Here is a 25,793-nt window from a genome sequence, read left to right as displayed (position 1 = left end):
CCCGAGGTGCGCCCTCAGTCGACGGTCGGGTCGACCAGGCCCGCGCGGTGCGCGAGCACGACGAGCTGGGCCCGGTCGCGCGCGCCGAGCTTGGTCATCAGGCGGCTCACGTAGGTGCGGGCGGTCTCCGGGCTGAGGAACAGGGCGCGCCCGATCTCCTCGTTGGACAGGCCCAGGCCGACGTGGGTGAGGATCTCGAGGTCGCGCTCGGTCAGGCCCGCCAGCTGCTCCTCGCGGCTGCGCCTCGTCGGGAGCCGCGCGATCCGGTCCATCATCTGCCGCAGCACGCCGGGCGCCATGTCCGCCTCGCCGGCCGCCGCCCTCCGGACGGCGCGCCTCAGATCCTCGGCGTCGATGTCCTTGAGCAGGTAGCCGTCGGCCCCGGCGGCGAGCGCCTCCACGACGTCGTCGTCCTCGTCGAACGTCGTCAGGACCAGCACGGCCGCGCTCTTGAGGGACGGGTCCCTCCGGATCTCCCTGATCGCCTCGTGGCCGTTCATCGTGGGCATCTGGAGGTCCATCAAGAACACGTCGGGGGAGTGCTCGCGCCCCAGGGCGAGGGCCTCTCGCCCGTTGCGGGCCTGTGCCACCACGGTCAGGTCGTCGGCCACGTCGAGGATGGCCCGAAGCCCTTCGCGCAGCAGTCGCTGGTCGTCGACCAGGAGCACCTTGATCACGTCGCCGCCTCCCAGGGGATCGTGGCGTGGACGCGCCAGCCGCTGCTCGCGGTGTCGACGGTCAGGACGCCGCCCAGGTCCGCGACCCGCTCGCGCATGCCGCTCAGCCCGTGTCCCAGCTCGACCGGCGCGGTCCGGTGGCCGGCGCCGTCGTCGCAGATGCTCACGTCCACCGTGTGCGAGCCCGCGCAGGAGACGCGGACCTCGATGCGGCGGCCGGAGGAGTGCTTGAGCGCATTGGTGATCCCCTCCTGGGCGAGGCGGTAGATCGCCGCGCCGACGGGCACCGGCACGGCGACGTCCGGCACGTCGACGCGTACGTCGTAGCCGGCGGCGCGCGGTGCCTCGGCGAGGTGACGGATGTCCTCCAGGCCCGGCCCGGCCAGGCTGGCGTCCTGCTCGCGCAGCACCCGGACCGTCCGTCGCAGGTGCGACAGGGCCTCCGAGACCGCCGTCCTGACCATCGTGAGGCTCTGGTCCCTGCGCTCGGGTCCCACGTCGCGCTCGAGGGCCAGCCCCGCGTAGATCGACGCGACCGTCAGCGAGTGACCGATCGAGTCGTGCAGGTCGCGGGCCAGCGTGAGGCGGTCGTCGCGCTTCGTCACCTCCGCGTCGAGGTGGCGCTGACGCGCCAGCAGTCGGGTCACCTGGTCGCGCCTCAGGCGCAGCTGGCGGGTGGTGCGCAGGCTGTGGCCGAGGGCGATCACCGCGGCCATGAGCGCGACGTGGGACGCGAGCTCGTAGGCGAGGACGTAGGCCAGGTTCTGGTTCGAGGCGACCCGGTAGCCGGTGGACCCGAGCAGGGTCACGGCGCCGGTCGCCACCGCGGCCCGCGTGTGCCCCATCTCGGCCGCGGAGAAGAGGGCGGCCGCGACCGGCACGGCGACGCCCATGGCGGGGAATCCGGCCGCGTGATAGCTGAAGTAGCCGATCGTCGTCAGCACCAGCACGAGCAGCGGGTGGGCCCGCCGGATCAGCATGAGCAGCCCGAGGCCCACCGTCCACACGTAGGCCAACGGGTTGATCGGTCCCGTGAATCTGCCGCCCTGCCCCGAGGTGACGATCGTGGCCAGGATGACGATCACCCCGACGGCGAGCAGCACGTCGACCTTGCGGGCGTTCACCTCGCACCGTCCATTGCTCGATGCTAGGACGACATCGCGTCGCGCGGCGTCGCTCGCAGGCGACTCTCTCGATGGACACGAGCGGACGGGTGTCGCCTCCCGTCGATGGGCGCCCGTCCTCGGCGTTCCTACGGTGGGGGACGTGAAACCATCCCCCGCCTCACCAGCGGTCGGACGCCTCGCGCGGGCCGAGCGGAGCGCGGCCGTCGACCTCGTCGCCCGAGCGATGGTCGACAACCCGCTGCACGTGGCCGCCTACGGCGGCGACCCGGACGTGCGCCTCGTCGCGCACCGCAGGCTCGTCGGCGGCGCCATCGGTGTGATGGACGCGCTGGAGGTCCTGGCGCTGAGGTCCCGCGGCCGGGTCGTGGGGGTCGCCGGGATGGTCCCGGCCGGTCGCTGCCGGCCCACGGCGCGACAACGGCTCCGGCTGCTGCCGGTCCTGGCGAGGCTGGGACCCCGGGCCGGACGTCGGGTGGCGGGCTGGCTCGGGGAGTGGTCCCGGCACGACCTGCGCGAGCCGCACGTGCACGTCGGTCCCGTCGCCGTGCATCCGGACCTGCAGGGACGCGGGCTCGGCACCCGCCTCATGGCGGCCGTCTGCGCGGAGCTCGACTCCTCGGGGCTGCCGGGCTACCTGGAGACCGACAAGGCCGCCAACGTGCCCTTCTACGAGGGCTGCGGCTTCGAGGTGGTGGGTTCGGCCCCGGTCATCGGGGTCGAGAACTGGTTCATGCGTCGCCCCTCCGCGGCGCCGGTCCAGACCGCCTGACCTCCCGGGGGGCAACCTCGGGGCCGGACCGTGCGTCTCCCTCTCGTCCCGCCCGGGCACCTGACATGAGAACGGACACCCCATGCGTACGACCCTCCTGAGCACCGCGGCCCTGGCGGTCGCCGCCCTCACCCTCAGCCCGCTCGCCCCGGCCGGCGCCGCGGTGATCGACGTCACCGACCCCGCCGACCTCGGCCACGGCGTCGACCTCCGCGCGGTGCGGGTCGAGCACAAGGCGCGCAACATCGTCGTGACGACCACCCACGCCAACCTGCGCAAGACCTGGCGCAGCGGCTCCTCGGGATCGGTCTTCCTCGACACCGACCCCGCCGACCCGGGGCCCGAGTACGTCTTCGCCAGCGGCTACTTCGACGGCACCGACTACCAGCTGCTGTCGGTCGACGGCTTCGCCGCCAAGAAGTGGGGCGAGCCGGTCGAGGGCAGCTACCGGCTGCGCATCGACTACGACCGCGAGCAGGTGCGGATGCGGGTCGCCCGCGCGGCGCTCGGCTCGCCGGATCAGGTCCGCGTCGCCGTGCACGTGGCAGGGACGCGCCACGACGGCTCGAACGCCGGCACGGACTGGCTCGGCGAGCCGCGCAGCTTCACCGACTGGGTCGCTCGGTAGCCGGCGCTACGTGACGACGCGGACCTCCTGGGGCCAGCCGCACCCCTCGGCGACCTTGCCGGCCCACAGCTTGGCCGCATCGATGTCGGGCACGTCGACGATGGTGATCCCCCCGAGGTATTCCGTGCTCTCGGTGTAGGGCCCGTCGGTGATGGTGATGGTGCCGCTGGTGGCGTCGGCAGTGAACGCCTCGGCCATGTCCTCCTCGAGGCCGCCGGCGAAGACCAGGACCCCGGCGTCCTTCATCTCCTCGATGACCGCCTTGCTCGGCGCCACCCGGCCCTGGAACCACTCGGCAGGGTGGTCGCCCACCCAGTGCTGCTGGAAGTAGATGGCGTACTTCGTCATGTCGATCCTCCTCCTGCGGCCGCCCCGTGCGGCCGGTCACCACTCTGACGGACGAGCAGGGCCGAGATCGACAGGCGTCAGTCCGCCAGGAGGGCGAAGGTGGCGAGCGCGTGCACCAGCGTCCTCCCCTCCTGCTCGACGTCGGCCTCGCAGACGGTGAGGCTGTCCCCCCGCTTGCGCACCCGGGCGGTGACGACGAGCTGCCCGGGCCTGCCGGGGCGCAGGTAGGTGAGGGTGAGCTGACTGGTGGCGGGGGTCTCGCCGTCGACGGCGCTCCGGATCGCGGCGCCCATCGTCGCGTCGACCAGGGTGGCGAGCATGCCGCCGTGGACCGTGCCGGCCGCGTTGAGGTGCCGCTCGTCCGCCTCCACCGTGAGCGTCGAGCGTCCGTCCGTCGCCTCGGGGGTGTCTGCGCCGACCGTCGCCAGGAAGTCGTGCTGGGTGTGGGTCACGTGTCGCCGTACCCCTGACCCGGCGCTTGATCCCCGCCCCTCGCGCGCGTGGGCGCCGGGCTCAGTGGTCGTGGTCGGCGCCTCCGAGCTCGACCCGGTCGTCGTCGCCCGGCTCCACCACGACGAACTGGCCCATCATGCCGTCGTCCTCGTGCAGGAGCAGGTGGCAGTGGAACATGTAGGGGCGGGTGGGGTCGGCGTAGTCGTCGAAGCGCATGATCAGGTCGTAGGTGCGCAGCGGCTCGAGGTAGACGGTGTCCTTGAGCCCGGCCAGCTCCGGTGGCGGCGGTGAGCCGTCGATCGCGAGCACCTGGAACTGCACATCGTGCACGTGGAAGTTGTGGGGGAACAGGTTGCGGCTGTGCACGCTCCAGACCTCGACGGCGCCGAGGTGGGCGGTCACGTCGACGCGATCCATCTCCATCTGCCGGCCGTTGATGTCACGACCCTCGAGCTCGAACGTGCGCCGGACGTCGGCACTCGACTCCTCCAGCCGTTCGATCGCGGCCAGGGTGCCGGGGACGAAGACCCCGGCGTGGGGCCGGGCGGCCACCCGGAACTCCACGAGGTCGGCCTCGTCCTCGGCCCCGAACGCCTGGGGGGCGGCGACGTCGCCGAGCTCGGCCCCGAACGTGCGCAGGTGCACGGTCTCCCCGGCCTCGAAGGTGACCACCAGCTCGGCCCGCTCGCCCGGCGAGAGCCGGACGGTCTCCACCGCGACGGGCGCCTCGAGCAGGCCGCCGTCGGAGGCGACCAGCTGCACGGTGCGCCGGTCCGACATGCCGATGTCGTAGGTGCGGGCGGTCGACCCGTTGAGCAGCCGCAGCCGGGTCCGGGCGGCGGAGACGGTGAAGGTGGCGCCCGCGACGCCGTTGGCGAGCATGAGGTTGCCGAGCAGGCCGATCTCGTTGCCCCCGTCGTCGAAGACGAGGCGTCCGTCGACATCGATCTTCTTGTCCTGCACGATGATCGGGACGTCGTCGACCCCGTACGTGCTGGGCAGCGCGGGGCCCTCAGCGCCCGCGTCGTCGAGGACGAACAGCCCGGCGAGACCGCGGTAGACGTGCTCCTCGGTCTCCCCGTGGGGGTGCGGGTGGTACCACAGGGTGGCGGGGGCCTGCCGGACCTGCCAGGACGGGCTCCACGTCCCGCCGCCGGCGGCGATCGGCTGGTGCGGGCCCCCGTCCATCTCCGCCGGCAGGTGCATGCCGTGCCAGTGGACGGTCGTCTCGACGTCGAGCTCGTTCACCACGTCCACCCGCACGTCCTCGCCGACGGCCGCCCGGAGCGTCGGCCCGAGGTAGCTGCCGTTGAAGCCCCACGTCGGGGTCCGCACGCCCGGGCGGAACTCGTGGGTGCCCTGCTGGATCGTCAGCGAGAAGACGCGCGTCCCGTCCTCCAGCCGGGAGTCGGCCAGGGGTGGGATCGGGAGCGGGGTGTCGAACTCGACGGGCGGCTCCCAGACGTCCGGTCCGCCGCACGCGCTGGCGAGGGTCGTCACCGCGAACCCCGCGAGCCCGGCCTCGAGCAGCCGCCGGCGGGTCAGGCGGACCGGCCGCCGGCCGGGGAGGCGAGGGGGACGGGACGGGCTGGGGCGGTGTGGACGCGACATCTCCTCGAGGCTAGGGACGACCGCGCCCGCGGCCATGCGGGCCGGGGCGACACCTGCCTCGCTCCCGGGCGACTGTCCAACCGCGGGTCCCGTACGCGTCGCGTCCCGGCGTCCGTGGTCACGCTCTGCGGGGACTCCGCCGCCCGCTCCCGCTCCGTAGCGTCGCCCCATGAGCCCTGCACCCACTCCCTCGCGCTCCGCGCTCGTCGTCGGGGCGGGCGTCGGCGGCCTGACGGCGGCCGTCGCCCTGGCCGCCCGCGGCTGGCACGTGCGCGTGGAGGACGTGCGCGACACCGTGGACTCCCGCGGGGCCGCGCTGGGCCTCTGGCCGGCGGCCTGGCGTGGCCTCGAGGACGTGCACGTCACGCCCGGACTCGGCGAGGCCCACCCCTACCGGGCCGCCACCATCCGCTCGGTGGACGGGCGGGTCATGGGCCACCTGCCGCTCGGGCGCATCGAGAAGAGGGCCGGCGCGCCCGTGCGCCTGGTGACGCGGCCGGCGCTGATGGCCGAGCTCGTGTCCCGCGCCCGGGCCGCAGGTGTCGACCTCGCCCTCGGGACGGCGTTCGGCGGACCCGACCGGATCGCCGGCCACGACGTGGTGATCGGGGCCGACGGCATCAACAGCGTCGTACGTGGTCACGTGGCGGGTGTCGTGCGCCCGCGGAGCCTGGGAGCCGAGGTGTGGCGGGGCTCCTGCGACGGCACCGTCGGGCACTGGGGCGAGATCTGGGGGCGCGGGATGTTCGCCGGCGTCACGCCGGCCGGGACCGGCCGGACCAACTGGTACGTGCCCGTCGCCGACAGCGCGCCCGTGTCCTCCTTCCGCGACCTGCAGGACCGGCTCGCCGGGTGGCCGGCAGAGATCAGGGACGCCGTCGCCCGGACCGACCCGCCCGCCCTGCTGCGGCACCCGCTCCACGACCTGCCGCCCCTGCCGGCCTACTCGCGCGGCCGGCTCGTCCTGGTCGGCGACGCCGCGCACGCGATGGCGCCCAGCCTGGGCCAGGGCGCGTGCCAGGCCGTCCTCGACGCCCTGACCCTGGCCAGGCTCCTCGACGAGGACGACGTGGTCCCGGCGCTCGTGCGCTACGACCGGGTGCAGCGGCCCGTCGGCGAGCGGCTCGTGCGCCGGTCCAGGCGGCTGCTGGCGCTCCAGCTGTCGCCGCGGTGGTCACCGGTGCGCGACCTCGCGCTCCGCGTCACGGCCCCGGTGAGTCCGCGCTGGGCGTGACGGCGGAGTCGATCCACGGCGTCACGTCCGTCCTCCCCAGTGGATGGTCCGGGTCGGTGCGCCCTCCCTACGGTGCCGTGATGGATGACCAGCACCTCCACACCCACGATGACGAAGGAGCACGATGATGCGCGCGACCTACCGGATCCTGTCCGCCGCCCTCCTCGGGTCGGTGGCCGTCCAGATCTTCCTTGCCGGGCGCGGGATCGGCACCGGCTCGTTCGCGCCCCACCGGGGGTTCGCCTACGGCGTCCTGGTGCTCGCGCTGGTGACGACGGTGGCGGGGCTGGTGGCCCGGGCGCCCCGGCGCGCGGTGTCGTGCACCGCCGGCGCGTTCGCCCTGATGTTCCTGCAGCCGGTGCTCGTCCACCTGGGCAAGTCGGCGGGAGCCGACGCCGGCGGCGGCCTCTTCTTCGGGCTGCACGCCCTCAACGCCGTGGTGATGGTGTCCCTGCTCGTCGTCGCCCTGCGCCAGCCGTCGCCCCGGCGGCGGCCGACCGAGGAGGAGTCGGCCCGGGCGCGGGAGGGTGCCGCGTCGTAGCCACTTGTCAGGCGTCGTCCTCCCGACGGGGGCCGGGCGGGAGCCGCCAGAAGTCCCCGTCGAGCCCCCGCTCGTCCAGCAGGGCCTGCTGGTGCTCGCGTGTGGGCCGCCGGAAGTCGGGGTCGAGCCGGTCGGCGTACCAGTCGCGGGCGAGGTCCCACACCGTGACGGCGGACACGACCCGTCCGCGGCCCGGTGCGTGGGCCACCGTCCACCGGTCGGCGTGGTCGCGCGAGCAGAACATCCGGATCGCCGAGCACGTCGCGACGACGTCGTCCCACCACTCGGGCGCCGGTCGCGGGAAGCGGACCACGAGGTGCTCCGGGGGAGGGGTGGCCGGGCCGGCCGGGACGGACAGGGAGGCGGAGCAGTGCGGGCAGGTCGTGTCGACGCGTACGTCGAGGCCGAGGGCGGCACTGATCCCGAAGGAGTCCCACGCACATCCGCCCCACCACCGTCGGTCGTCCCCCTCGCCGAGGGGGGTGACGACGAACCCCATCGGGGAGGCGGCGAACGGGTGCGCCATCCGGATGGAGTCGCCGGCCCCGTCCAGGACCAGCAGGTGGGCGTCCGCGAGGTCGCCGAGCAGCTCTCGCACCTGCCCGGGCGGCGCAGCGGTGCTGCGGGCGAGCTCGGCAAGCGTCGGGGCGCGCCCCTCCCGCGCGAACGCCTCGAGCGCGAGCAGGCGCAGGCGGCGGCCCTCGGCGCTGCTCATCGGGTCGGGTCGACGGTGCTGCTCCATGGACGGTCCTGCGCTTTCGTCGTCGTTGCCGGTCTCACGAGCCGACCCCGCCGACGCTAGGTCGTCCGCACGACTCCCGGAGTCGTCGTGGGGCGACCTGCGCGTCGCAGCCGCGCGTCCCCGCGCTTCGTCGGGACCGACAGCCCTCGGCATTCGTCGTTCCGGGGTGAGGCCGTTCCAGTACGTTCCGGGCATGAGAGCGATCGTCCAGAGCGGCTACGGATCTGTCGACGACCTCACCCTGGGCGAGGTGCCGGTGCCGGAGCCGGCCCCGGACGAGGTGTTGGTCAGGATCCGGGCGGCGTCGGTGCACCCGGACGTGTGGCACGTCGTGGCCGGCCGACCCGCGGTGCTCCGCCTCATGGGCTCCGGGATCAGGACGCCTCGCGAGCAGGTGCCGGGGACCGACGTCGCCGGGGTGGTGGAGGCCGTGGGCAGCGCGGTGACCCGGTTCGAGCCGGGCGACGAGGTCTTCGGAGAGACCGTTCGCGGTGTCCAGTGGCGCAACGGCGGGGCGTTCGCCGAGTACGCCACCGCCCCTGAGGAGGGGGTGGCGCTCAAGCCATCCAACGTCAGCTTCGAGGAGGCGGCCGCCGTGCCGACCGCCGGCCTCATCGCGCTGAGCAACCTGCCCCGACGTCGGGTGCCGGCCGGGTCGAGAGTCCTGGTCAACGGCGCCGCGGGAGGCGTCGGCGCGATGGCCGTGCAGCTCGCCAAGGTGTACGGCGCCCACGTCACCGGGGTCGACCACACGAGCAAGCTCGCCCTCGTGGGCTCCCTCGGCGCGGACCGGGTCATCGACTACACGTCCGAGGACTTCACGCGTAGCGGCGAGCGGTGGGACCTCGTCTTCGACGTGCCCGGAAACCACTCCTTCCGGGAGATCCGCCGCGCACTCGACCCGCGAGGCAGCTACGTCCTGATCGCGCACGACGCGTTCGGCGCGACCGAGCACCGCTGGCTCGGCAGCATCCCGCGCGTGCTCGGACTGGTGGCACGCTCGGCGGTGTCCCCCCAGCTGCGCGGCGGGTCCTTCGCAGCACCCGACAAGAGGGCGCTGATGGGCACGCTCGCGGGCTACCTGGAGGCGGGCCAGCTGCGGGTGGTGGTGGACCGGACCTTCCCCCTGGACCAGGCGGCCCGAGCGATGCGCCACCTCATGTCCGGCCAGCCGGTGGGACGAGTCGTCCTCCGCATCGACGACTGAGGCACGGCGTCGATCGCCGCAGCTGCTCCTCAGGCGGTCTCGGGGAACTTCACGCCCGTGTTGGCGTGGCAGCGGTAGCCGAAGGGGTTCTTGGCCAGGTACTGCTGGTGGGGGTCCTCGGCGTAGTAGTACGGCGTCTCGCTGGCGGGGCGGATCTCGGTGGTGATCTCGCCCAGGCCGCGGCGGGCGAGCTCGTCGCCGTAGACCTTGGTCAGCTCGCGGGCGGTCTGCTCCTGCTCGGGGGTGGTCCAGTAGATCGCCGAGCGGTACTGGGTGCCGACGTCGTTGCCCTGGCGCATGCCCTGGGTCGGGTCGTGGATCTCGAAGAACCTCTTCAGCAGGTCGGCGTAGGAGACGACGGAGGGGTCGAAGACGACGCGGATCGCCTCGGTGTGGCCGGTCTGTCCGCTGCAGACCTCCTCGTAGGTCGGGTGGGGTGTGCTGCCGCCGGCGTAGCCGACCGACGTCGACCAGACGCCGGGGATCTGCCAGTAGACCTCCTCCGCGCCCCAGAAGCAGCCCAGGCCGAGGATCGCGACCTCGTGCCCCTCGGGGACCTCGTCGCTGACGACGGGGGTGTGCAGCACCACGTGCTCGCCCAGGGTCCAGGGCTGCTGCTCACGCCCCGGGAGCGCCTGGTCGGGGGTGGGGAGGGTGGTGGGCTTGCCGAATCCGAACATGGCTCAAGTGTCGCGCGCCGGGCAAGCGCGCTCGGGCCGGGGAGCCGCGTACGTAGTTCCACGCGGTCTAGACGTCGTGCTGTCACCGATGCGCGGTCCGTGGCGGCGGAGGACGGTGTGGAGGCGTCAGCACCACCCGCCGAAGGGAATCGTCATGTCGTCACGTCGATCAGCCAGGCCGCTCCTCGTCGCCGTCCTGGCCGGGATCCTGGTCGGGGGCGGCCTCATGGCCGTCACTCCGGCCGGCGCCGAGGTCAGCAGCGCGGTCGCCACGCAGTGGAAGAAGGTCTGGAAGAAGGAGCTGCGGCCCCTGGCCGACAAGCGCTACCGCACCAAGAAGCAGAGCGACGCGGCCTACCAGCCGAAGGGCTCCTACGAGCCCGCCGGCTCGGGCTACTCCAAGGGTGAGAGCGACGCCAGGTACGCCGGCGCGGGGGCGTCCTACACGAAGGCGGAGAGCGACGCGCGGTACGCCGCGGCGCCCGGCCTCCTCCGCGGCGTCTACCTGCACCAGGTCGCGCCGGGCACGACCCTGCTGAGTCAGTCCGTCGACTTCGGCTTCACCCTCGCCACTCCGCCGGAGGCGCACTACATCGGAGTCGGGGCCCCGGTGCCGGCAGGCTGCTCGGGATCCGTGGCGGCCCCCAACGCGGCGCCCGGCCACCTGTGCGTCTTCGAGAGCGGCTCGGCCAACGTGGGCGGGAAGGACGTCTTCAACCCGGGGACCGTGACCGCTGGGTCCGCCGCCTACGGGGCGACGATCGTCGGCTCGCAGACGAACAGCGCCACCACGGCGTGGTTCCGCGGGACCTGGGCGATGCGCCCGGGCTCGCCCGTCGTGAGCGCGGGCTTCGCTGCGTCGGCGCCCGCAGCGGTGAACCGCGGCGTCGAGGGCGACGCCGCGGCTCCCTGAACGACCAGCAGGACGGCACCACACCCAGCTCCGCAGTCCCCGGGCGGGGCCCCATCCCCGCGCGGGGACTACGCTCGCCGGGTGACCCAGGAACGCGCCAACAAGGCCGGGTTCGAGACGCGTGCGATCCACGCCGGCTACGAGCCCGACGCGATGACGGGGGCGGTCAACCCGCCCATCTACGCCAGCAGCACCTACAAGCAGGACGGCGTCGGAGGACTGCGCGGCGGCTACGAGTACAGCCGCTCCGCCAACCCCACGCGTACGGCACTCGAGGGCGCGCTCGCGGCCGTCGAGGACGGCGAGCGGGGCTTCGCCTTCGCCTCCGGCCTCGCCGCGGAGGACGCGATCATCCGGGCGCTGACCCGGCCCGGCGACCACGTCGTCATCCCCGACGACGCCTACGGCGGCACCCACCGGCTGTTCGACAAGGTCGCCAAGGTGTGGGGCACCGACCACAGCTCGGCGTCGGTCGCCGACACCGAGGCCGTGGCCGCGGCGATCGAGCCCGGCCGCACCAAGTTGGTGTGGGTGGAGACCCCCACCAACCCGATGCTCACCGTCGGCGACATCGAGGCGCTCGCGCGGGTCGCCCACGACTCCGGCGCGCTGCTGGTGGTCGACAACACCTTCGCCTCGCCCTACCTCCAGCAGCCCTTGACGCTGGGCGCCGACGTGGTGGTGCACTCCACGACCAAGTACGTCGGCGGGCACAGCGACGTCGTCGGGGGAGCGGTGGTGGTGCGCGACCTCGAGCTCGCCGAGAAGATCGGCTTCCACCAGAACGCCATGGGTGCGGTGGCCGGCCCCTTCGACGCGTTCCTCACCCACCGCGGCCTCAAGACCCTCGGCGTGCGGATGGACCGCCACTGCGACAACGCGGAGCGGATCGTCGACTTCCTCGACGGCGACGAGCGCGTCGACCAGGTGATCTATCCCGGTCTCGCCGCGCACCCCGGCCACGAGGTCGCGGCCCGCCAGATGAGGCGCTTCGGCGGGATGGTCTCCTTCCGCGTCGCCGGCGGCGTCGAGCGGGCCCTGGCGGTCTGCGAGCGCGCCGAGGTGTTCACCCTCGGGGAGTCCCTCGGCGGCGTCGAGTCGCTCATCGAGCACCCCGGGAGGATGACCCACGCCAGCGTCGCGGGCACCGACCTCGAGGTGCCCGACGACCTGGTGCGGCTGAGCGTCGGCATCGAGAGCGTCGCCGACCTGCTCGCCGACCTCGACCGCGCCCTGGGCTGAGGCGTGCCCCCTCCCGTCGCGGCGGAGACCCGCGTCGTCTGCGTCGACTTCGGGTCGACCTTCACCAAGGCGGCGCTGGTCGACGCCGCGACGGGGGAGCTGCTCGCCACCGCGAGCCACCCCACCACCCTCCCCGACGCCGGGGGTGACGGCGACGTCCTCGACGGCTACGACGCCTGCCTGGCGGCGCTGGCCGAGCAGGACCCCGGTGCCATCGATGCCGACGTCCTCGCCTGCTCGTCGGCCGGCGGCGGGCTGCGGATCGCGGTCGTGGGCAACGAGGAGCTGGTCACCGCCGAGGCGGGCCGGCGGGTCGCCCTCTCCAGCGGCGGCAAGGTCGTGCTCGTCCTCCACGGCGGCCTCGACGCCACCGGGCTCGAGTGGCTCCGGGCCGCCGAGCCCGATGTCGTGCTGCTGGTCGGCGGCACCGACGGCGGCAACGCCGAGGTGCTGGAGGGCGACGCCCGGTTCCTGTCCGACGTCCCGTGGCCGGGCCCGGTCGTGGTGGCCGGGAACGTCGAGTCGCAGCCGGTGGTCGCCGAGCTGCTCGCCGCCTCGGGCACCCCCCACGTCCTCGCCGACAACGTCGTGCCGCGCATCGGGGTCCTGGCTCCCGACGGCGCGCGCCGGGCCATCCGAGAGATCTTCCTCAGCCACGTCATCGGCGGCAAGCACCTCAGCAGCCGCACCGACGCGCGCGGGCGCACCTTCACCGACATGGTGCGCGGCGCCACGCCCGACGTCGTGCTCACCGGCGTCGAGCTGCTCGCGCGCGGCCTCGACGACGAGCACCCGGGCGCCGGCGACGTCGTGGTCGTCGACGTGGGCGGCGCGACCACCGACGTCCACAGCGTCGTCGAGCTCGACCCGGAGGACAGCGGCCTGGCCCGCGAGGTCGTCGCGACCACCCCGGTGACCCGCACGGTCGAGGGCGACCTCGGCATGCGCTGGTCGGCGATCTCGACGGTCGAGGCGGCCGGCCGCGACGACCTGCACGAAGCCGCCGTACGCCGTCGCGAGCGCCCCGACCTCCTGCCCGACAGCGACGCCGAGCAGGAGGCCGACCTCGCCATCGCCGCGGCCGCGGTCCGGATCGCGCTCGAGCGCCACGCGGGGCGGAGCAAGGTCGTGGTGAGCCCCGAGGGCCGGGTGGTCGAGCGCAGCGGGAAGGACCTCCGCGAGGTCGACCTGCTCGTCGGCTCGGGCGGGGTGCTGCGCCACGGCGGGCCCGACGCCGTACGACGCGTGCTGGTGCCGGCCACCGGCGACGCCTTCGAGGGCGGCTGGCAGCTGCCCCGCGCGCCACGCGTCGTGGTGGACCACGACTACGTCCTCGCGGCCGCCGGTCTGCTCGCCGCGGACCACCCGGTCGCGGCACACCGACTGTTGGGTGGTCTCAGGGCCACGGGGGGATCGGTAGCGTGAGCGACGTGAGCGATCACGGCAGGCCCGCGTCCGACGTCCCCGGCGACACCGAGGTCGAGTCGGGGCGACGCCGCTTCTTCGCCGCGCTGGCTCGCGAGGAGGACGGTCTCGCCGAGCGCATCGTCAGCCAGTGGGCGCAGGGACGCGCCGAGCGCCGGTCCGAGCCCGCCTTCACCACCGGGCCGTCCAACTTCAGCCGCGCCCAGGTGCCGTGGGGGCTCGACCTGGCCGCGGCGTGGTCCTGGCGCCTCATCGTCATCGTGGTCGCCGGTCTCGGCCTGCTCTGGACGCTGCGCTACTTCGCCGTGATCACCCTGCCGATCGCGATCGCGCTGCTGTTCGCGGCGATGGCGTCGCCGCTCGTCGTGTGGCTGCGGCGGGTCGGGGTGCCACGTGGGCTCGCGACGGGCATGGTCATGATCGTCGGGATCGGCACCGTCGCCCTGCTGCTCACCTTCGTCGGCCAGCAGGTCGCGCAGGGCGCCAGTGACCTCGCCGACTCGGTCGTCACCGGCCTCGGCCAGGTCCGCGACTGGCTGCGCACCGGGCCCCTCAACGTCTCCGACTCCCAGCTCGACGGCTACATCAAGCAGGTGCAGTCCGCCGTCTCCGGAAGCACCGGCGCCGACGGCGTGGTCACCCGCGCCACCGAGGTCGGCACGGCACTCGGACACGTCGTCGCGGGCTTGTTCATCGTGCTGTTCTCCACCTACTTCTTCCTCGCCGACGGCGAGCGCATCTGGTCGTGGCTGGTCCGCCTCGCCCCGCGGGCCGCGCGCGAGCGCGTCGACGCCTCGGGACGGGTCGCCTGGGTGTCGCTGACGCAGTTCGTGCGGGCCACGGTGCTGGTGGCGCTCGCCGACGCCATCGGCATCATGATCGTGGCCTACTTCCTGCAGGTGCCCTTCGTCGTGGCCATCGGCGTGCTCGTCTTCCTCGGCGCGTTCGTACCGATGATCGGCGCCACCGTGGCCGGCACGGTCGCCGTGCTCGTCGCGCTGGTCGACCAGGGCCCGTGGACGGCGCTGCTGATGCTCGGCGGCGTGATCCTGGTGCAGCAGGTGGAGGGCCACGTCCTGCAGCCGTTCCTGATGGGCCGCTTCGTCTCGCTGCACCCCCTCGGCGTGATCGTGGCGATCGGGTGCGGCGTGCTGGTCGCGGGCGTCGCCGGCGCGCTCATCGCCGTCCCCCTCGCCGCGGCCGGCAACGCGGTCGCCCAGCACCTCGCGTCCTACACCGAGATCGGTGAGGAGGACCACGACGAGGCCCTCGACGAGGACATCGGGCCACCGCCCACCGAGGCCGACGAGGTCCCCGACGACGACAGCCCGCTCGCCGGCCCCGAAGCGCCCGACCCCGACGAGAAGGACCCGTCATGACCGCCCCGCAGGTCTCCCTCGCCGACATCGTCGCCGCGCGCGAGATGCTCGACGGCGTCACCGTGACCACGCCCATGGAGGAGTCACGCTGGCTCTCCGCGCTGGTCGGCGGCCCGGTCGCGCTGAAGTGCGAGAACCTCCAGCGCACGGGCTCGTTCAAGTCACGAGGGGCCTACGTGCGGATGGCCCGCCTGTCCCCGGAGGAGCGGGCCAACGGCGTCGTCGCGGCCTCCGCCGGCAACCACGCCCAGGGCGTGGCGCTCGCCGCCGCCAAGCTCGGCATCCCCGCGACCGTCTTCATGCCGGAGGGGGCACCGATCCCCAAGGAGAACGCGACCCGCGGCTACGGCGCGGCGGTGGTGTTCCACGGCCGCTACCTCGAGGACTCGCTCGTCGCAGCCCGCCGGTTCGCCGAGGAGACCGGGGCGGTGCTCATCCACCCCTTCGACCACGCCGACATCGTGGCCGGGCAGGGCACCCTCGGGCTCGAGGTGCTCGAGCAGGCGCCCGACGTACGCACGGTGCTGGTGCCGACCGGCGGCGGCGGGCTGCTCGCCGGGGTCGCGATCGCGATCAAGGCGCTGCGCCCCGACGTCCGGGTGGTGGGGGTGCAGGCCGAGGGGGCGGCCGCCTACCCCGGGTCGCTCGCGGCCGGGTGCCCGGTGCCGCTGGAGTCGATGAGCACGATGGCGGACGGCATCGCCGTCGGGATGCCCGGCGACATCACCTTCGCGGCCGTGCGCCACCACGTCGACGAGGTCGTCACGGTCACCGAGGAGTCACTCTCGCGTGCGCTGCTCGCGCTCGTCGAGCGCGCCAAGCAGGTCGTCGAGCCGGCCGGCGCGGCCGCCGTCGCCGCGCTGCTCGACAACCCGGCCGGCTTCGAGACGCCGGCGGTGGCGGTGCTCTCGGGCGGCAACATCGACCCGCTCCTGCTCGGCAAGGTGATCCGCCACGGCCTCGCCTCGGCCGGGCGCTACCTCTACCTGCGCGTGTGCATCCCCGACCTGCCGGGCGGCCTGGCGTCCCTCCTCTCCGAGGTGGGCGCCGAGGGTGCCAACGTGCTCGAGGTGGCGCACGAGCGGCTCTCGCCCTCGCTGCACCTCAACGAGGTGGAGGTGCGCATCCAGCTCGAGACGCGCGGCGAGCCGCACGCCGCGCACCTGGTGCAACGGCTGCGCGAGCGCGGCTACCGCGTCGACTCCTGAGCGGGCCGGTCAGGCCCTGTAGGGCTCCGCGTCTTTCCTCGGCGTGGGTCGGTCGGAGTCCCCGCTCGAGCGGGGACTCCGACACCTGGAGGCGGTTGCAACCCCCTCCAGGTGTCGGACTACCCCACGGAGCTGGCCGGAGCACGTGCGGAGCGCAGCAGCAACGCCCGCAGTGCGGCCGGGCCGCGGCAGCGGGCACCACGGGAGTACGCGCCACCGCCCGCCTCGGTGCGCCGGGGTGGCGGGCGGTGGCGACGCGCTCAGGCCTTGTAGGGCTCCGCGTCCACGATCGTGACGCTGAGCTCCTTGCCGTTGGGCGCGGTGTAGGTGACCTCGTCGCCGCGCGAGCGGCCGTTGATCGCCGCGCCCATCGCGGACTGCGGGGAGTAGACGTCGAGCTCGTCGCCCTCGCTGAGGTTCTCGCGAGCACCGAGGAGGAACTTCTCGTGGTCGCCGCCACCGAAGTCGACGGTGACGACCATGCCGGGCTCGACCACGCCGTCGTTGGGCGGGGTCTCGCCGACCTCGGCCTTGCGCAGCATGTCCTCGAGCTGGCGGATGCGGGCCTCCTGCTTGCCCTGCTCGTCCTTGGCGGCGTGGTAGCCGCCGTTCTCCTTGAGGTCACCCTCGTCGCGGGCGGCCGAGATGCGCTCGATGATCTCCTGGCGCTTGGGTCCCTTGAGGTCCTCGAGCTCGGCCTGCAGCTTGTCGTAGGCCTCCTGGGTCAGCCAGATGGTGCCCTGGTCGGTCATGTCGGTGCTCCTGCTCACGTGGTAACTGGACGAGGGTGTGCCTCAGCCGCCCTGCATGGGGTCGGTGTGGTGGGTCTTCCGTCCGATCGGAGTGGGCGCGGCGACGGACGTCGGCCAGCGCACCCGGACGGGCAGAACGCTCAGGTTAGCAAGACTGGCGCAAAAGTGCAGGCCGACGGTCAGCGCGGCCGGGGCTGGCCGGGCGCGGTGCAGCCGAGCTTCTCGACCGACGTCGCCCGGCGCTCGGTGCGGATCACGACCTCGTTGACGCCGTCGACGGGGGTGAAGGCCAGCTCGCCGACGGCCGTCTTGTCCTCCGCGAGCGCGCGTACGCGGCAGCTCGCCTGCACGCCGTCCTCGAGCTCGACGTCGACGCGGGCCCGCACCTCGTGGTCGTCGGTCACCTCGAAGGTGACGACGTCTGAGCGGACGTCGGGGCTGCCGTGGAACCACGCCGCCCACCCCAGCCAGGTGAGCCCGACGACCGCCAGGACGACCGTCAGCGCGATGGCCACGGGTCGTCCCCAGCGGGCCGGCGCGCCATAGCGATCGCTGAGGTCGGTGAGGTCGGTGGTCACGCACAGAAGGGTAAGTCCCCCCTCCTAGACTCCTCGCATGGCCCAGCCCCCCGCAGACCGGCACCCCCGCGAGACGCCCCGCGCCGGTCTCCGACTCATGCACGTGCACGCCCACCCCGACGACGAGTCGAGCAAGGGCGCGGCGTCCACGGCGAAGTACGTCGCAGAGGGTGTCGACGTCCACGTCGTCACCTGCACCGGCGGCGAGCGCGGCTCGGTGCTCAACGCCAAGATGGACCGCCCCGAGGTCTGGGACAACATCACGGAGATCCGTCGCGAGGAGATGCACCGCGCCCGCGACATCCTCGGCATCCGGCAGGACTGGCTCGGCTTCGTCGACTCCGGCTGGCCAGAGGGCGACCCGCCGCCGCCCCTGCCCGAGGGCTGCTTCGCCCTGGTGCCGCTGGAGGAGGCGACCGAGCGGCTGGTGCGCCTGATCCGCGAGTTCCGCCCCCACGTGCTGACGACCTACGACGAGCGCGGCGGCTACCCGCACCCCGACCACATCCGCTGCCACGAGGTCTCGGTGGCCGCCCACCGCGCGGCCGGCGACCCTGACCGGTTCCCCGACGCGGGGGAGCCGTGGCAGCCGATGAAGCTCTACTACCACCACGGCTGGAGCTGGGCGAAGACCAACGCCCTGCACGAGGCGATGCTCGCCCACGACCTCGAGTCGCCCTACGCCGAGCGGCTGGCCACGTGGAAGCGCGAGCCCGACTGGGACGACCGCATCACCACGCGGGTGCCGTGCGGCGACTACTTCGGCGTGCGTGACCAGGCCCTGCTCGCCCACGCCACCCAGATCGACCCCGACGGCATGTGGTTCGCGATCCCGCGCGAGATCCAGCAGAAGGTATGGCCCACCGAGGACTACGAGCTGGTCGAGTCGACGGTCGAGACCTCGCTGCCGGAGGACGACCTGTTCGCGGGGATCCCGACACCCGCTCCCTAGGGGGGAGGTGGGACACTGGGGGCATGCTCGACCTGCTGATCGTCCTCCTCGAAGACCCCACCCCCGAGCCGACCGAGGTCAAAGCCGGCCCGCTGGGCTTCGCGGTGTGGATCTTCATGATCCTCGCGGTCGTCGTCATCGCGTTCAGCCTGGTCAAGCAGCTGCGCAAGGCGCAGGCGGCCAAGGACGCCGGCGTCTACGGCGACGAGCCCGCGCAGCGCGACGCGACGGACTCCTCCGCCGCCACCGACGAGCGCTGACCCACCCGGCCGCTCACCCCTGCCGCCGACCCGACCGTCGGCTCGGCAGCCACCAGTTCCACCGCCCGAGCAGGGTCATCGTCGACGGCAGCAGCAGGCCGCGTACGACGGTCACGTCGAGGAGCACGGCCACGCTCATGCCCACGCCGATCTCCTTGACCGCGACGAGCTCGCCCATCGCGAAGCCCAGGAAGACGATGCCGATCGCGACGGCGGCCAGTGTGACGACCGGGCCCGAGGCCGTGATGCCCTCCAGCACCGCGCGGTCGGTGACCGTGCGCGGGTCGACGGGCCGAGCGCGGCGGCGCGTCGGACGCTCCCCGGCGGCGGCGTCCCACGCCTCGCGGATCCGGGCGACCAGGAACACGTGGTAGTCCATGGACAGCCCGAACGCGAACATGAACAGCAGCAGCGGGGTGGTGACGTCGAGGGCGCCCCACGGCTCGAAGCCGAGCACGGAGGAGCCCCACCCCCACTGGAAGACCGCGACGACCACGCCGAGGGTCGCGCACAGCGAGAGCAGGTTGAGCAGCACCGCCTTGACCGGCACGACCACCGAGCGGGTGAGCAGCCCGAGCAGGAGCGCCGTGAGCAGCACGACCACGGCGACCGCCAGCGGCGCGCGCTCGGCGAGGGCGTCGCGGGTGTCGACGAGCTCAGCGGTCGGACCGCCCACCAGGACGTCCGAGCCGAGGTCGGCGGCGCGCAGCCGCCGGACCAGGTCCTGGGCGAGGGGCCCGTCGTAGTCGCCGGCCCCGTCGGGCTCCGGCTCCACGACCAGCCGGCTGAGGTCGCCGGGCACGGGGTCGAGCAGCATCACGTCGGCCACGCCCGGCAGGCCGACGATGCGCGCCATCGCGTCGGCCGTCTCCTGGGACGTGTAGGGCGCGTCGACCAGCACCGTGACCGGTGTCGCGACCTGCTCGGGAAAGCCGCGCTCGATCGCCGACTGGACCTGCCGCGGCTCGCTGTCCGCGGGCAGTGAGCGGGCGTCGGAGTTGCGCAGGTCGAGCGACAGCAGGGGTGTGCTGAGCAGGAGCAGCAGGGCCGTGGCGCCCAGCAGGACCGGCCACGGTCGGGCCAGCGCGAGCCGGGCCAGCCGCGGCAGGAGCGCGTGCGCGCTCGGGGTCCCGCCGAGCACCCGGCGGGGCGCCGGGGCGGCGATCCAGGGGTGGGCGACCGCGACCAGCGCGGGGGCGAGGGTGAGCCCGGCCAGGGTCGCCGCCGCGACGGCGACGAGACCGCCGACGGCCATGGGGGAGAGCACCGGATCGCCGACCAGCAGCAGGCCCGCCAGCGCCGTGCCGACCGTCAGGCCCGAGACGAGCACGGTGCGTCCTGCCGTGGCCAGGGTGGTGCCGAGCAGGTCGGCGGTGCCCGTGCGTCCCGGCGCCGCGGCCCGCTCCTCGCGGAAGCGTCCGAGCACCAGCAGGGCGTAGTCGACGGCCAGTCCGAGGCCCAGCAGCGTGACGACGTTGACGGCGTACTCGCTCACCGCGCTGACCCGCGCCAGGCCGGCGAGCGCCAGCAACGCGACGGCGACCGTGCCGAGCGCGGTGACCACCGGGAGCAGGCCGGCCACGAGACCGCCCAGGACGAGCGCCAGCACGACGAGCAGCACGAGCACCGCGACGCCCTCGCCCCGCGCGGCGTCCCGGATCGCCTGCTCGGCGAAGGCCTCCTCGGCCAGCAGTGGGCCGCCCACGAGCACCTCCGGCACGGCGACCTTCCGCAGCGTGTCCTCCACCCGCTGGACCGCCGCCCGGGCCCGCTCGTCGTCGACCGTGGGATCGATCTCCACGGTGACGACCGTGCCGGTGCGGTCGGGCGCCACCAGGTCCTGGGCCCCGGTGGTCCACGGGTCGCGCACCTCGACGACGTCGGGCAGGTCGCGCACGTCGTGCAGGACGCGGCTGGCCTGGTCGATGAGGTCGATGCCGTAGATGTCCGCCCCGGACAGCACGGCGACCACGAGCTCGCCCTCCGGGTCGTCGGCCGCGAGCCGCCGCTCCAGCTGCGCCGACTCGGCCTCGGCGCGCAGCGGGTCGGGGGTCCGCGCGAGGTCGAAGACCGATCCCCCGAGGATCGCGCCCGCGACGGCCAGGGCCGCCCACGCCGCGAGGACGACACGTCGCCACCGGTGGAGCAGCCGTCCGAGGTCCGCGAGCACGAGCGCGACTGTAGCCACCCGCCGCGCTTCTGACGATTGCCGGTCAAAAGTTGTTCACAAGGCGTCGGATGCGCCCTAGGGTGAGCCACGTCACAGCTCTCCCGGCGTGCGTCGTGCCGTCGGGCGCCCAGGAGGTCCCGGTGTCGAAGTCCGTCGTGCTCCACCCGCGCTCGCGCGCCGCCCGCACCGGCTCACGTCGCCGTTCCCGCTGGGGCGCCGGCGCCCTGGCCGTCACCGTGGCGGCCGGCCTCACGGCCGCGATGCCGAGCGCGTCGGCGGTGCCCCCGGGCGACGAGGCGGGGGTGACCATGCGCGCCTTCCAGCTCGGCCAGTCGATCTCCGAGCTGTGCACGCTCAAGTCGGGGCAGACCCCCAACGTCGACCAGCTCGAGCCGGTCGTCGACTGGGCGAGCCCGGCCGACTTCGGGGGCCTCGAGGACAACTTCGTCGTCGAGGTGCTGGCCAACCTCTCCATCGAGGAGGCGGGGACCTACGAGTTCCGGCTGGTCAGCGACGACGGCTCGCGGCTCACCATCGGCGACCAGGTCGTCGTCGACCACGACGGTCTGCACGGCGACACGGCCAAGGACGGCTCGATCACCCTGGGCGCCGGGGCCCACCCGCTGCGGATCGACTACTTCGAGGCCGGCGGCGGCGAGCGCCTGACGCTGTCGTGGCGCAAGCCCGGCGAGCCGGGCTTCACGGTCGTTCCCACCTCCGCCCTCAGCACCGAGGCCAACGTGACGCGGGTGACGGCCCCTGGCTTCAAGTACTGCGAGGGCCAGAGCGACTCCGCCGGCGACGGGCTCCAGCTCGACGGCCTCAACCCCGCCTACGACCTCGTCGACCTGCGCCCCGCCGGCTTCGAGCCGCAGGTCACCGGCCTGGAGTGGGACGGCGACGACCTGCTCGTCCTCACGTGGGGCGGCAACGGCAACGACCAGGGCAACGTCGAGCTCGGCGAGCTCTGGCGCCTCGAGGGGGTCGAGGACGCGACCTCCCCGGCCGACGTCACCCGCACCCGGATCGCCGGCGAGCTCAAGGAGCCGCAGGGCATCGCGGTCGTCGACGGCGAGATCTACGTCTCGGAGAAGACCGGCCTGGTCAGGCTCACCGGCGAGGACCCCCAGGGCGTCTTCCACACCCGGGACGAGATCGCGGACTACCCGTTCGACGGCAACTTCCACGAGTTCGGCTTCGGGATGCTCTACCGCGACGGCAAGTTCCACGTGAACCTGTCGGTGTCGATCAACCTCGGCGGCGCGACCACGGTGCCCCAGGGCTCCCACGACCGCGGCACCCACATCACCATCGACAGGGAGACCGGCGCGATCGACGTCGTCGCCGGTGGCCTCCGCACCCCGCACGGCATGGGCTGGGGTGCCGACGGCGAGATCTTCGTGACCGACAACCAGGGCGGCTGGCTGCCCGCGTCCAAGCTGCTGGAGATCAAGCCGGGCGAGTTCTACAACCACTACACCACCGAGCCGGACGGCAGCCCGGGTCGGTTCGACGACCAGCCGGTGACCAAGCCGGTGCTGTGGATGCCGCAGAACGAGATCGCCAACTCCCCGAGCACCCCCATCGTCGTGGAGGAGGGCCCCTACGCCGGCCAGATGTTCATCGGCGACGTGACCTACGGCGGCCTGCAGCGCGCCGACCTGGAGAAGGTGGACGGCCGCCACCAGGGCGCGCTGTTCCGGATGACCCAGGGACTCGAGGCCGGCGTCAGCCGCGTCCTCGCCGCCCCGGGTGGCTCACTCATCGTCGGAGGCCTCGGCGCCGGCGGCAACTGGGGCCAGACCGGCAAGCTGCGCTACGGCCTGCAGAAGCTCGACCTGAGCGGTGACGTGCCCTTCGACATGGCGTCGATGGACGTCGTCGAGGGCGGCTTCGAGATCACCTACACCGAGCCGCTGTCGGCGCAGACCCTGACCGACCTGGCGTCGAAGTACCAGCTCGAGCAGTGGCGCTACCGCGCCACGGCGCAGTACGGCGGCCCCAAGCTCGACGAGGAGAGCCTCGAGGTCACCAGCGCGACGGCCAGCGACGACGGCCGCACGGTCACCCTCCAGGTCGAGGGCATGAAGCCCGACCGCGTCGTGCACCTGCGCTCGCCCCGGCCCTTCGACTCGGCCTCGGGCCAGACGTTGTGGAGCACCGAGGCCTGGTACACGCTCAACAGCTACCCCGGCTACGTCGAGCCGCCGCCGACGCCCGCCCCGTTCGGCCTCTACGAGCTCGAGGACGGCGAGCTGTCCGGCTCTGCCCGGATCGACACCGAGCACGCCGGCTACAGCGGCAGCGGCTTCGTCGCCGGGATGGGCGAGGACGGCGCCGGCTCCGAGGTGCAGGTGGTCGTCGACGAGGCCGGCGCGTACGACCTCACGCTCGGCTACGCCAACGGGCCCAACCCGTTCGAGGGCGACAAGACGCTGAGCCTCTACGTCGGCGGGGAGCGCACCGAGCTCACCCTGCCCTCGACGGGCACGTGGAAGACCTGGGGGTCGATCACCCGGCGCATCGAGCTCCCGGCCGGGCCGACGAGCCTCCGGGTGGTCCGCGACCCGGGCGACGACGGGCACGTCAACCTCGACTACGTCCAGGTCCTCGAGCCCACGACGCGGCGCTACGAGGCCGAGACCGCGGGGAGGTCCGGCGGTGCCAATGTGCAGACCGAGCACGCCGGGTTCAGCGGCACCGGCTACGTCGGCGGGCTCGAGACGCCCGGGGCGAGCGTCACGTTCACCGTCGACGCCGCCGAGGCGGGGGAGCACGCCCTCACCTTGGGCTACGCCAACGGCCCGCACCCCTCGCCGGGCCTCACCAAGACGTTGGAGCTGTCCGTCAACGACGGTCCGGTCGAGGCGGTCACCTTCGCCAACACCGGGGCCTGGAACGCCTGGAGCACGTCGACGGACACCGTCGAGCTCGACGAGGGCGCCAACACGCTGTCCTACACCGTCCCCGCCGCGGGCGGTCCGACCGATGGTCGCGTCAACCTCGACTACCTCGACATCGGACTGCCAGGCGAGGTCTGCGACCCCGAGGCCGAGGTCGCGTCGGACGACGAGTTCGACGGCGACCGGCTCGACGCCTGCCGCTGGACCACGATCCGCAACCGCACCCCCGGCGGGCTCGAGGTCTCCGGTGGCCGGCTCAGGATCAACGCCCAGGCCGGCGACCTGTCCGGTGGCGCCGTCGACGCCAGGAACGTGGTGCTGCAGGACGCGCCTGCCGACGGACCGTGGGCCGCCACCACGCAGCTCACGATGACGGGCACCGACGACTACCTCCAGGGCGGCCTCGTCGCGTGGACCGACGCCGACAACTACGCCAAGGTCGTGGCGATGGAGACGCCCGACGGCGACTGGGTGCTCGAGCTGGGCCGCCGGATCAACGGCGAGATGGTCTACACCAACGCCGACCTCCCCGGCGGGACCGCTCCCGAGGACCTGCAGCTGCAGCTGGTCTCGACCGGCAGCGCGATCCAGGCGCGGTGGTCGACCGACCAGGGCGCCACCTGGTCGTCGATGGGCGCCGGCTACCCGGCCACCGGTCTCGTCGACCCCGACATCGGCGTCGCCGCCTACAACGGCACCGGCCGGCAGGTCGGCGCGTTCGACTGGTTCCGCGTGAGCGGCGACCCCGTCGTCGCGCCGGACACCTGCGAGCCGACGACGGCCGACCCGGGATACCGGACGCTCTTCGACGGCACCGCCGAGAGCCTCGAGGACTGGAACATGGCCGGCCCCGGGCTGTTCACCCGCGAGGCCGACTGCTCGCTGAAGACCAACGGCGGGATGGGGCTGCTGTGGCACTCGGAGCCGTTGGAGGGTGACTACTCCCTCCAGCTCGACTGGAAGCTGACCAAGGACGACAACGGCGGTGTGTTCGTCGGGTTCCCCGATCCCGGCAACGACCCGTGGGTCGCGGTCGACAACGGCTACGAGATCCAGATCGACGCCTCCGACCTGCCCGACCGCACGACCGGTGCCGTCTACACGTTCCAGGGCGCCAACGCCCAGCGGGACTCGGCGCTCAAGGGCCTCAACGAGTGGAACCACTACGAGATCCGGGTCGAGGGCAAGCGGATCCGCGTCTACCTCAACGACGTGCTCGTCAACGACTTCACCAGCCCCGAGGCGGAGGACAACCGCCTGACGTGGCCCAGCTACTTCGGGCTGCAGAACCACGGAGGCGGCGAGAACGTCTTCTACCGAGACGTGCAGGTCAAGGAGCTCGCCGATCCGGAGAACGTGCCGTCGACGGTGACGGTGACGGCACCCGCGCAGGTGGAGACCGGACGGAAGACGCAGGTCCAGGTCGCGGTGTCCTCGGCCGCCCCGGAGGTCCCGACCGGCGAGGTGGTGCTGTCCGTCAACGGCAGCGACCTGCCGCCCGCGCAGCTCAAGGAGGGGAAGGCGACCATCGAGGTCGGCCCCTTCCAGGCCGCGGGCACCGTCGAGCTGGTGGCGTCCTACGCCGGTGACCTGGCGGTCGACGCCGGGCGCGGCAGCACCCGGCTCGAGGTGGTACGGCCGACCCCGCCCGTCGTCCCGCCCGTCGTCCCGCCCTCGGTCGATCCCGTGGTCGCGGTGAAGAAGGGCGGCAAGGTCGACGCGACGCGCGACCGTCGCCGGGCCAGGATGGTGCTGAGCTGCGGGTCGGCTCCCTGCGAGGGCAAGGTCGTGCTGCGCACCCGCGGCGCGACGGGCACGCGCCTCGGCGCCGGCGCGTTCGACCTGGACGCGCGGGAGAAGGGCACCGTCACCTTCCGGCTCACCCAGCGGGCGCGTGCGCTCCTGGGCAAGAAGGCGACGGTGAAGGCCGTGCTCGTGGTCCGGCACGAGGACGGCTCCACGCAGCGCGTGAAGGTGCGCCTGACGCGGTGAGC

Annotated in this window: 23 protein-coding genes; 13 read left to right on the top strand and 10 right to left on the bottom strand. The window is 73.3% G+C overall.

Going from position 1 to position 25,793, the window contains the following annotated elements; all coding sequences use genetic code 11:
• Nucleotides 1-14: 14 nt before the first annotated feature.
• Nucleotides 15-677, bottom strand: a complete 663-nt coding sequence (locus AC3X7Z_RS03725; RefSeq protein WP_489975046.1) for a response regulator — start codon at nucleotides 675-677, stop codon at nucleotides 15-17.
• Nucleotides 674-1,801, bottom strand: coding sequence for a sensor histidine kinase (locus tag AC3X7Z_RS03720; RefSeq protein WP_186340454.1), 1,128 nt, complete (start codon nucleotides 1,799-1,801; stop codon nucleotides 674-676). Before AC3X7Z_RS03720 ends, AC3X7Z_RS03725 begins: the two co-directional genes overlap by 4 nt.
• Nucleotides 1,802-1,943: 142 nt before the next feature.
• On the opposite strand from AC3X7Z_RS03720, the gene AC3X7Z_RS03715 reads away from it, so the two are divergent.
• Nucleotides 1,944-2,573 carry a GNAT family N-acetyltransferase gene (locus AC3X7Z_RS03715; protein ID WP_489975045.1) on the top strand — a complete coding sequence of 210 codons (630 nt, stop codon included), beginning with the start codon at nucleotides 1,944-1,946 and terminating at the stop codon, nucleotides 2,571-2,573.
• An 82-nt stretch (nucleotides 2,574-2,655) separates the two neighbouring features.
• Nucleotides 2,656-3,201: a hypothetical protein gene (locus tag AC3X7Z_RS03710; RefSeq protein ID WP_489975044.1), complete on the top strand. Its 546-nt coding sequence runs from the start codon at nucleotides 2,656-2,658 to the stop codon at nucleotides 3,199-3,201.
• Between the two features lie 6 nt (nucleotides 3,202-3,207).
• Here AC3X7Z_RS03710 and AC3X7Z_RS03705 read toward each other — a convergent pair whose 3' ends face one another.
• The 3 genes from AC3X7Z_RS03705 to AC3X7Z_RS03695 form a co-directional block, all read right to left on the bottom strand.
• Entirely contained in the window at nucleotides 3,208-3,549 is a 342-nt protein-coding gene (locus AC3X7Z_RS03705) for a YciI family protein (protein WP_489975043.1), read from the bottom strand.
• A gap of 77 nt (nucleotides 3,550-3,626) precedes the next feature.
• Nucleotides 3,627-4,001 carry a PaaI family thioesterase gene (locus AC3X7Z_RS03700; protein WP_489975042.1) on the bottom strand — a complete coding sequence of 125 codons (375 nt, stop codon included), beginning with the start codon at nucleotides 3,999-4,001 and terminating at the stop codon, nucleotides 3,627-3,629.
• 61 nt (nucleotides 4,002-4,062) lie between these two features.
• Nucleotides 4,063-5,613, bottom strand: coding sequence for a multicopper oxidase family protein (locus tag AC3X7Z_RS03695; protein ID WP_489975041.1), 1,551 nt, complete (start codon nucleotides 5,611-5,613; stop codon nucleotides 4,063-4,065).
• 169 nt (nucleotides 5,614-5,782) lie between these two features.
• Here AC3X7Z_RS03695 and AC3X7Z_RS03690 point away from each other — a divergent pair, with 169 nt between their 5' ends.
• Nucleotides 5,783-6,847 carry an FAD-dependent monooxygenase gene (locus AC3X7Z_RS03690; RefSeq protein ID WP_489975040.1) on the top strand — a complete coding sequence of 355 codons (1,065 nt, stop codon included), beginning with the start codon at nucleotides 5,783-5,785 and terminating at the stop codon, nucleotides 6,845-6,847.
• A gap of 127 nt (nucleotides 6,848-6,974) precedes the next feature.
• Complete coding sequence (locus tag AC3X7Z_RS03685; RefSeq protein WP_489975039.1) at nucleotides 6,975-7,388, top strand: DUF6220 domain-containing protein; 414 nt, start codon at nucleotides 6,975-6,977, stop codon at nucleotides 7,386-7,388.
• 7 nt (nucleotides 7,389-7,395) lie between these two features.
• Here AC3X7Z_RS03685 and AC3X7Z_RS03680 read toward each other — a convergent pair whose 3' ends face one another.
• Nucleotides 7,396-8,130 (bottom strand): alkylmercury lyase family protein, encoded by a 735-nt coding sequence (locus AC3X7Z_RS03680; protein WP_489975038.1) that lies wholly within the window; start codon nucleotides 8,128-8,130, stop codon nucleotides 7,396-7,398.
• Nucleotides 8,131-8,323: 193 nt separating this feature from the next.
• On the opposite strand from AC3X7Z_RS03680, the gene AC3X7Z_RS03675 reads away from it, so the two are divergent.
• Nucleotides 8,324-9,337 carry an NAD(P)-dependent alcohol dehydrogenase gene (locus tag AC3X7Z_RS03675; protein WP_489975037.1) on the top strand — a complete coding sequence of 338 codons (1,014 nt, stop codon included), beginning with the start codon at nucleotides 8,324-8,326 and terminating at the stop codon, nucleotides 9,335-9,337.
• Nucleotides 9,338-9,366: 29 nt separating this feature from the next.
• Here the strand turns inward: AC3X7Z_RS03675 and msrA are convergent, their stop codons facing one another.
• Nucleotides 9,367-10,017, bottom strand: a complete 651-nt coding sequence (gene msrA, locus AC3X7Z_RS03670; RefSeq protein ID WP_489975036.1) for a peptide-methionine (S)-S-oxide reductase MsrA — start codon at nucleotides 10,015-10,017, stop codon at nucleotides 9,367-9,369.
• Between the two features lie 154 nt (nucleotides 10,018-10,171).
• Here msrA and AC3X7Z_RS03665 point away from each other — a divergent pair, with 154 nt between their 5' ends.
• The 5 genes from AC3X7Z_RS03665 (at nucleotide 10,172) to ilvA (ending at nucleotide 16,184) form a co-directional block, all read left to right on the top strand.
• Nucleotides 10,172-10,930 carry a hypothetical protein gene (locus AC3X7Z_RS03665; protein WP_489975035.1) on the top strand — a complete coding sequence of 253 codons (759 nt, stop codon included), beginning with the start codon at nucleotides 10,172-10,174 and terminating at the stop codon, nucleotides 10,928-10,930.
• Nucleotides 10,931-11,011: 81 nt separating this feature from the next.
• Entirely contained in the window at nucleotides 11,012-12,172 is a 1,161-nt protein-coding gene (locus AC3X7Z_RS03660) for a cystathionine gamma-synthase (protein WP_489975034.1), read from the top strand.
• 3 nt (nucleotides 12,173-12,175) lie between these two features.
• Nucleotides 12,176-13,597 (top strand): glutamate mutase L, encoded by a 1,422-nt coding sequence (locus AC3X7Z_RS03655; protein ID WP_489975033.1) that lies wholly within the window; start codon nucleotides 12,176-12,178, stop codon nucleotides 13,595-13,597.
• Nucleotides 13,598-13,602: 5 nt separating this feature from the next.
• Nucleotides 13,603-14,976 carry an AI-2E family transporter gene (locus tag AC3X7Z_RS03650; protein WP_241005196.1) on the top strand — a complete coding sequence of 458 codons (1,374 nt, stop codon included), beginning with the start codon at nucleotides 13,603-13,605 and terminating at the stop codon, nucleotides 14,974-14,976.
• On the top strand, nucleotides 14,973-16,184 hold the full coding sequence (gene ilvA, locus AC3X7Z_RS03645) for a threonine ammonia-lyase (RefSeq protein ID WP_489975032.1): 1,212 nt from the start codon (nucleotides 14,973-14,975) through the stop codon (nucleotides 16,182-16,184). The genes AC3X7Z_RS03650 and ilvA overlap by 4 nt, the downstream gene beginning before the upstream one ends.
• A 260-nt stretch (nucleotides 16,185-16,444) precedes the next feature.
• Here the strand turns inward: ilvA and greA are convergent, their stop codons facing one another.
• Both greA and AC3X7Z_RS03635 read right to left on the bottom strand, forming a co-directional pair.
• The gene (greA, locus tag AC3X7Z_RS03640; RefSeq protein WP_186341193.1) at nucleotides 16,445-16,936 is read right to left on the bottom strand and encodes a transcription elongation factor GreA; all 492 of its coding nucleotides are present in this window, start codon (nucleotides 16,934-16,936) and stop codon (nucleotides 16,445-16,447) included.
• Between the two features lie 179 nt (nucleotides 16,937-17,115).
• Nucleotides 17,116-17,514, bottom strand: a complete 399-nt coding sequence (locus AC3X7Z_RS03635) for a DUF4307 domain-containing protein (RefSeq protein ID WP_186340469.1) — start codon at nucleotides 17,512-17,514, stop codon at nucleotides 17,116-17,118.
• Nucleotides 17,515-17,551: 37 nt separating this feature from the next.
• Here AC3X7Z_RS03635 and mca point away from each other — a divergent pair, with 37 nt between their 5' ends.
• Both mca and AC3X7Z_RS03625 read left to right on the top strand, forming a co-directional pair.
• Nucleotides 17,552-18,466 carry a mycothiol conjugate amidase Mca gene (mca, locus tag AC3X7Z_RS03630; RefSeq protein WP_186340470.1) on the top strand — a complete coding sequence of 305 codons (915 nt, stop codon included), beginning with the start codon at nucleotides 17,552-17,554 and terminating at the stop codon, nucleotides 18,464-18,466.
• A gap of 23 nt (nucleotides 18,467-18,489) precedes the next feature.
• Complete coding sequence (locus AC3X7Z_RS03625; protein WP_186340471.1) at nucleotides 18,490-18,726, top strand: hypothetical protein; 237 nt, start codon at nucleotides 18,490-18,492, stop codon at nucleotides 18,724-18,726.
• Between the two features lie 13 nt (nucleotides 18,727-18,739).
• On the opposite strand, the gene AC3X7Z_RS03620 is transcribed toward AC3X7Z_RS03625, so the two are convergent.
• Entirely contained in the window at nucleotides 18,740-20,896 is a 2,157-nt protein-coding gene (locus tag AC3X7Z_RS03620; protein WP_489975031.1) for an MMPL family transporter, read from the bottom strand.
• Between the two features lie 140 nt (nucleotides 20,897-21,036).
• Here AC3X7Z_RS03620 and AC3X7Z_RS03615 point away from each other — a divergent pair, with 140 nt between their 5' ends.
• Entirely contained in the window at nucleotides 21,037-25,791 is a 4,755-nt protein-coding gene (locus AC3X7Z_RS03615; RefSeq protein ID WP_489975030.1) for a 3-keto-alpha-glucoside-1,2-lyase-like domain-containing protein, read from the top strand.
• Nucleotides 25,792-25,793 lie beyond the last annotated feature (2 nt).

The organism is Nocardioides sp. Z24_21 (assembly GCF_058134345.1).
The sequence above is the reverse complement of the archived record's forward strand: the minus strand, read 5'-3'. Positions and strand labels throughout refer to the sequence as shown.

Coding starts and splice junctions, on each gene's coding strand:
- AC3X7Z_RS03680 (WP_489975038.1), bottom strand. CDS start 8,130: ATGGAGCAGCACCGTCGACCCGACCCGATGAGCAGCGCCGAGGGCCGC.
- greA (WP_186341193.1), bottom strand. CDS start 16,936: ATGACCGACCAGGGCACCATCTGGCTGACCCAGGAGGCCTACGACAAG.
- AC3X7Z_RS03705 (WP_489975043.1), bottom strand. CDS start 3,549: ATGACGAAGTACGCCATCTACTTCCAGCAGCACTGGGTGGGCGACCAC.
- mca (WP_186340470.1), top strand. CDS start 17,552: ATGGCCCAGCCCCCCGCAGACCGGCACCCCCGCGAGACGCCCCGCGCC.
- AC3X7Z_RS03665 (WP_489975035.1), top strand. CDS start 10,172: ATGTCGTCACGTCGATCAGCCAGGCCGCTCCTCGTCGCCGTCCTGGCC.
- AC3X7Z_RS03695 (WP_489975041.1), bottom strand. CDS start 5,613: ATGTCGCGTCCACACCGCCCCAGCCCGTCCCGTCCCCCTCGCCTCCCC.
- msrA (WP_489975036.1), bottom strand. CDS start 10,017: ATGTTCGGATTCGGCAAGCCCACCACCCTCCCCACCCCCGACCAGGCG.
- AC3X7Z_RS03625 (WP_186340471.1), top strand. CDS start 18,490: ATGCTCGACCTGCTGATCGTCCTCCTCGAAGACCCCACCCCCGAGCCG.
- AC3X7Z_RS03685 (WP_489975039.1), top strand. CDS start 6,975: ATGCGCGCGACCTACCGGATCCTGTCCGCCGCCCTCCTCGGGTCGGTG.
- AC3X7Z_RS03675 (WP_489975037.1), top strand. CDS start 8,324: ATGAGAGCGATCGTCCAGAGCGGCTACGGATCTGTCGACGACCTCACC.
- AC3X7Z_RS03690 (WP_489975040.1), top strand. CDS start 5,783: ATGAGCCCTGCACCCACTCCCTCGCGCTCCGCGCTCGTCGTCGGGGCG.
- ilvA (WP_489975032.1), top strand. CDS start 14,973: ATGACCGCCCCGCAGGTCTCCCTCGCCGACATCGTCGCCGCGCGCGAG.
- AC3X7Z_RS03710 (WP_489975044.1), top strand. CDS start 2,656: ATGCGTACGACCCTCCTGAGCACCGCGGCCCTGGCGGTCGCCGCCCTC.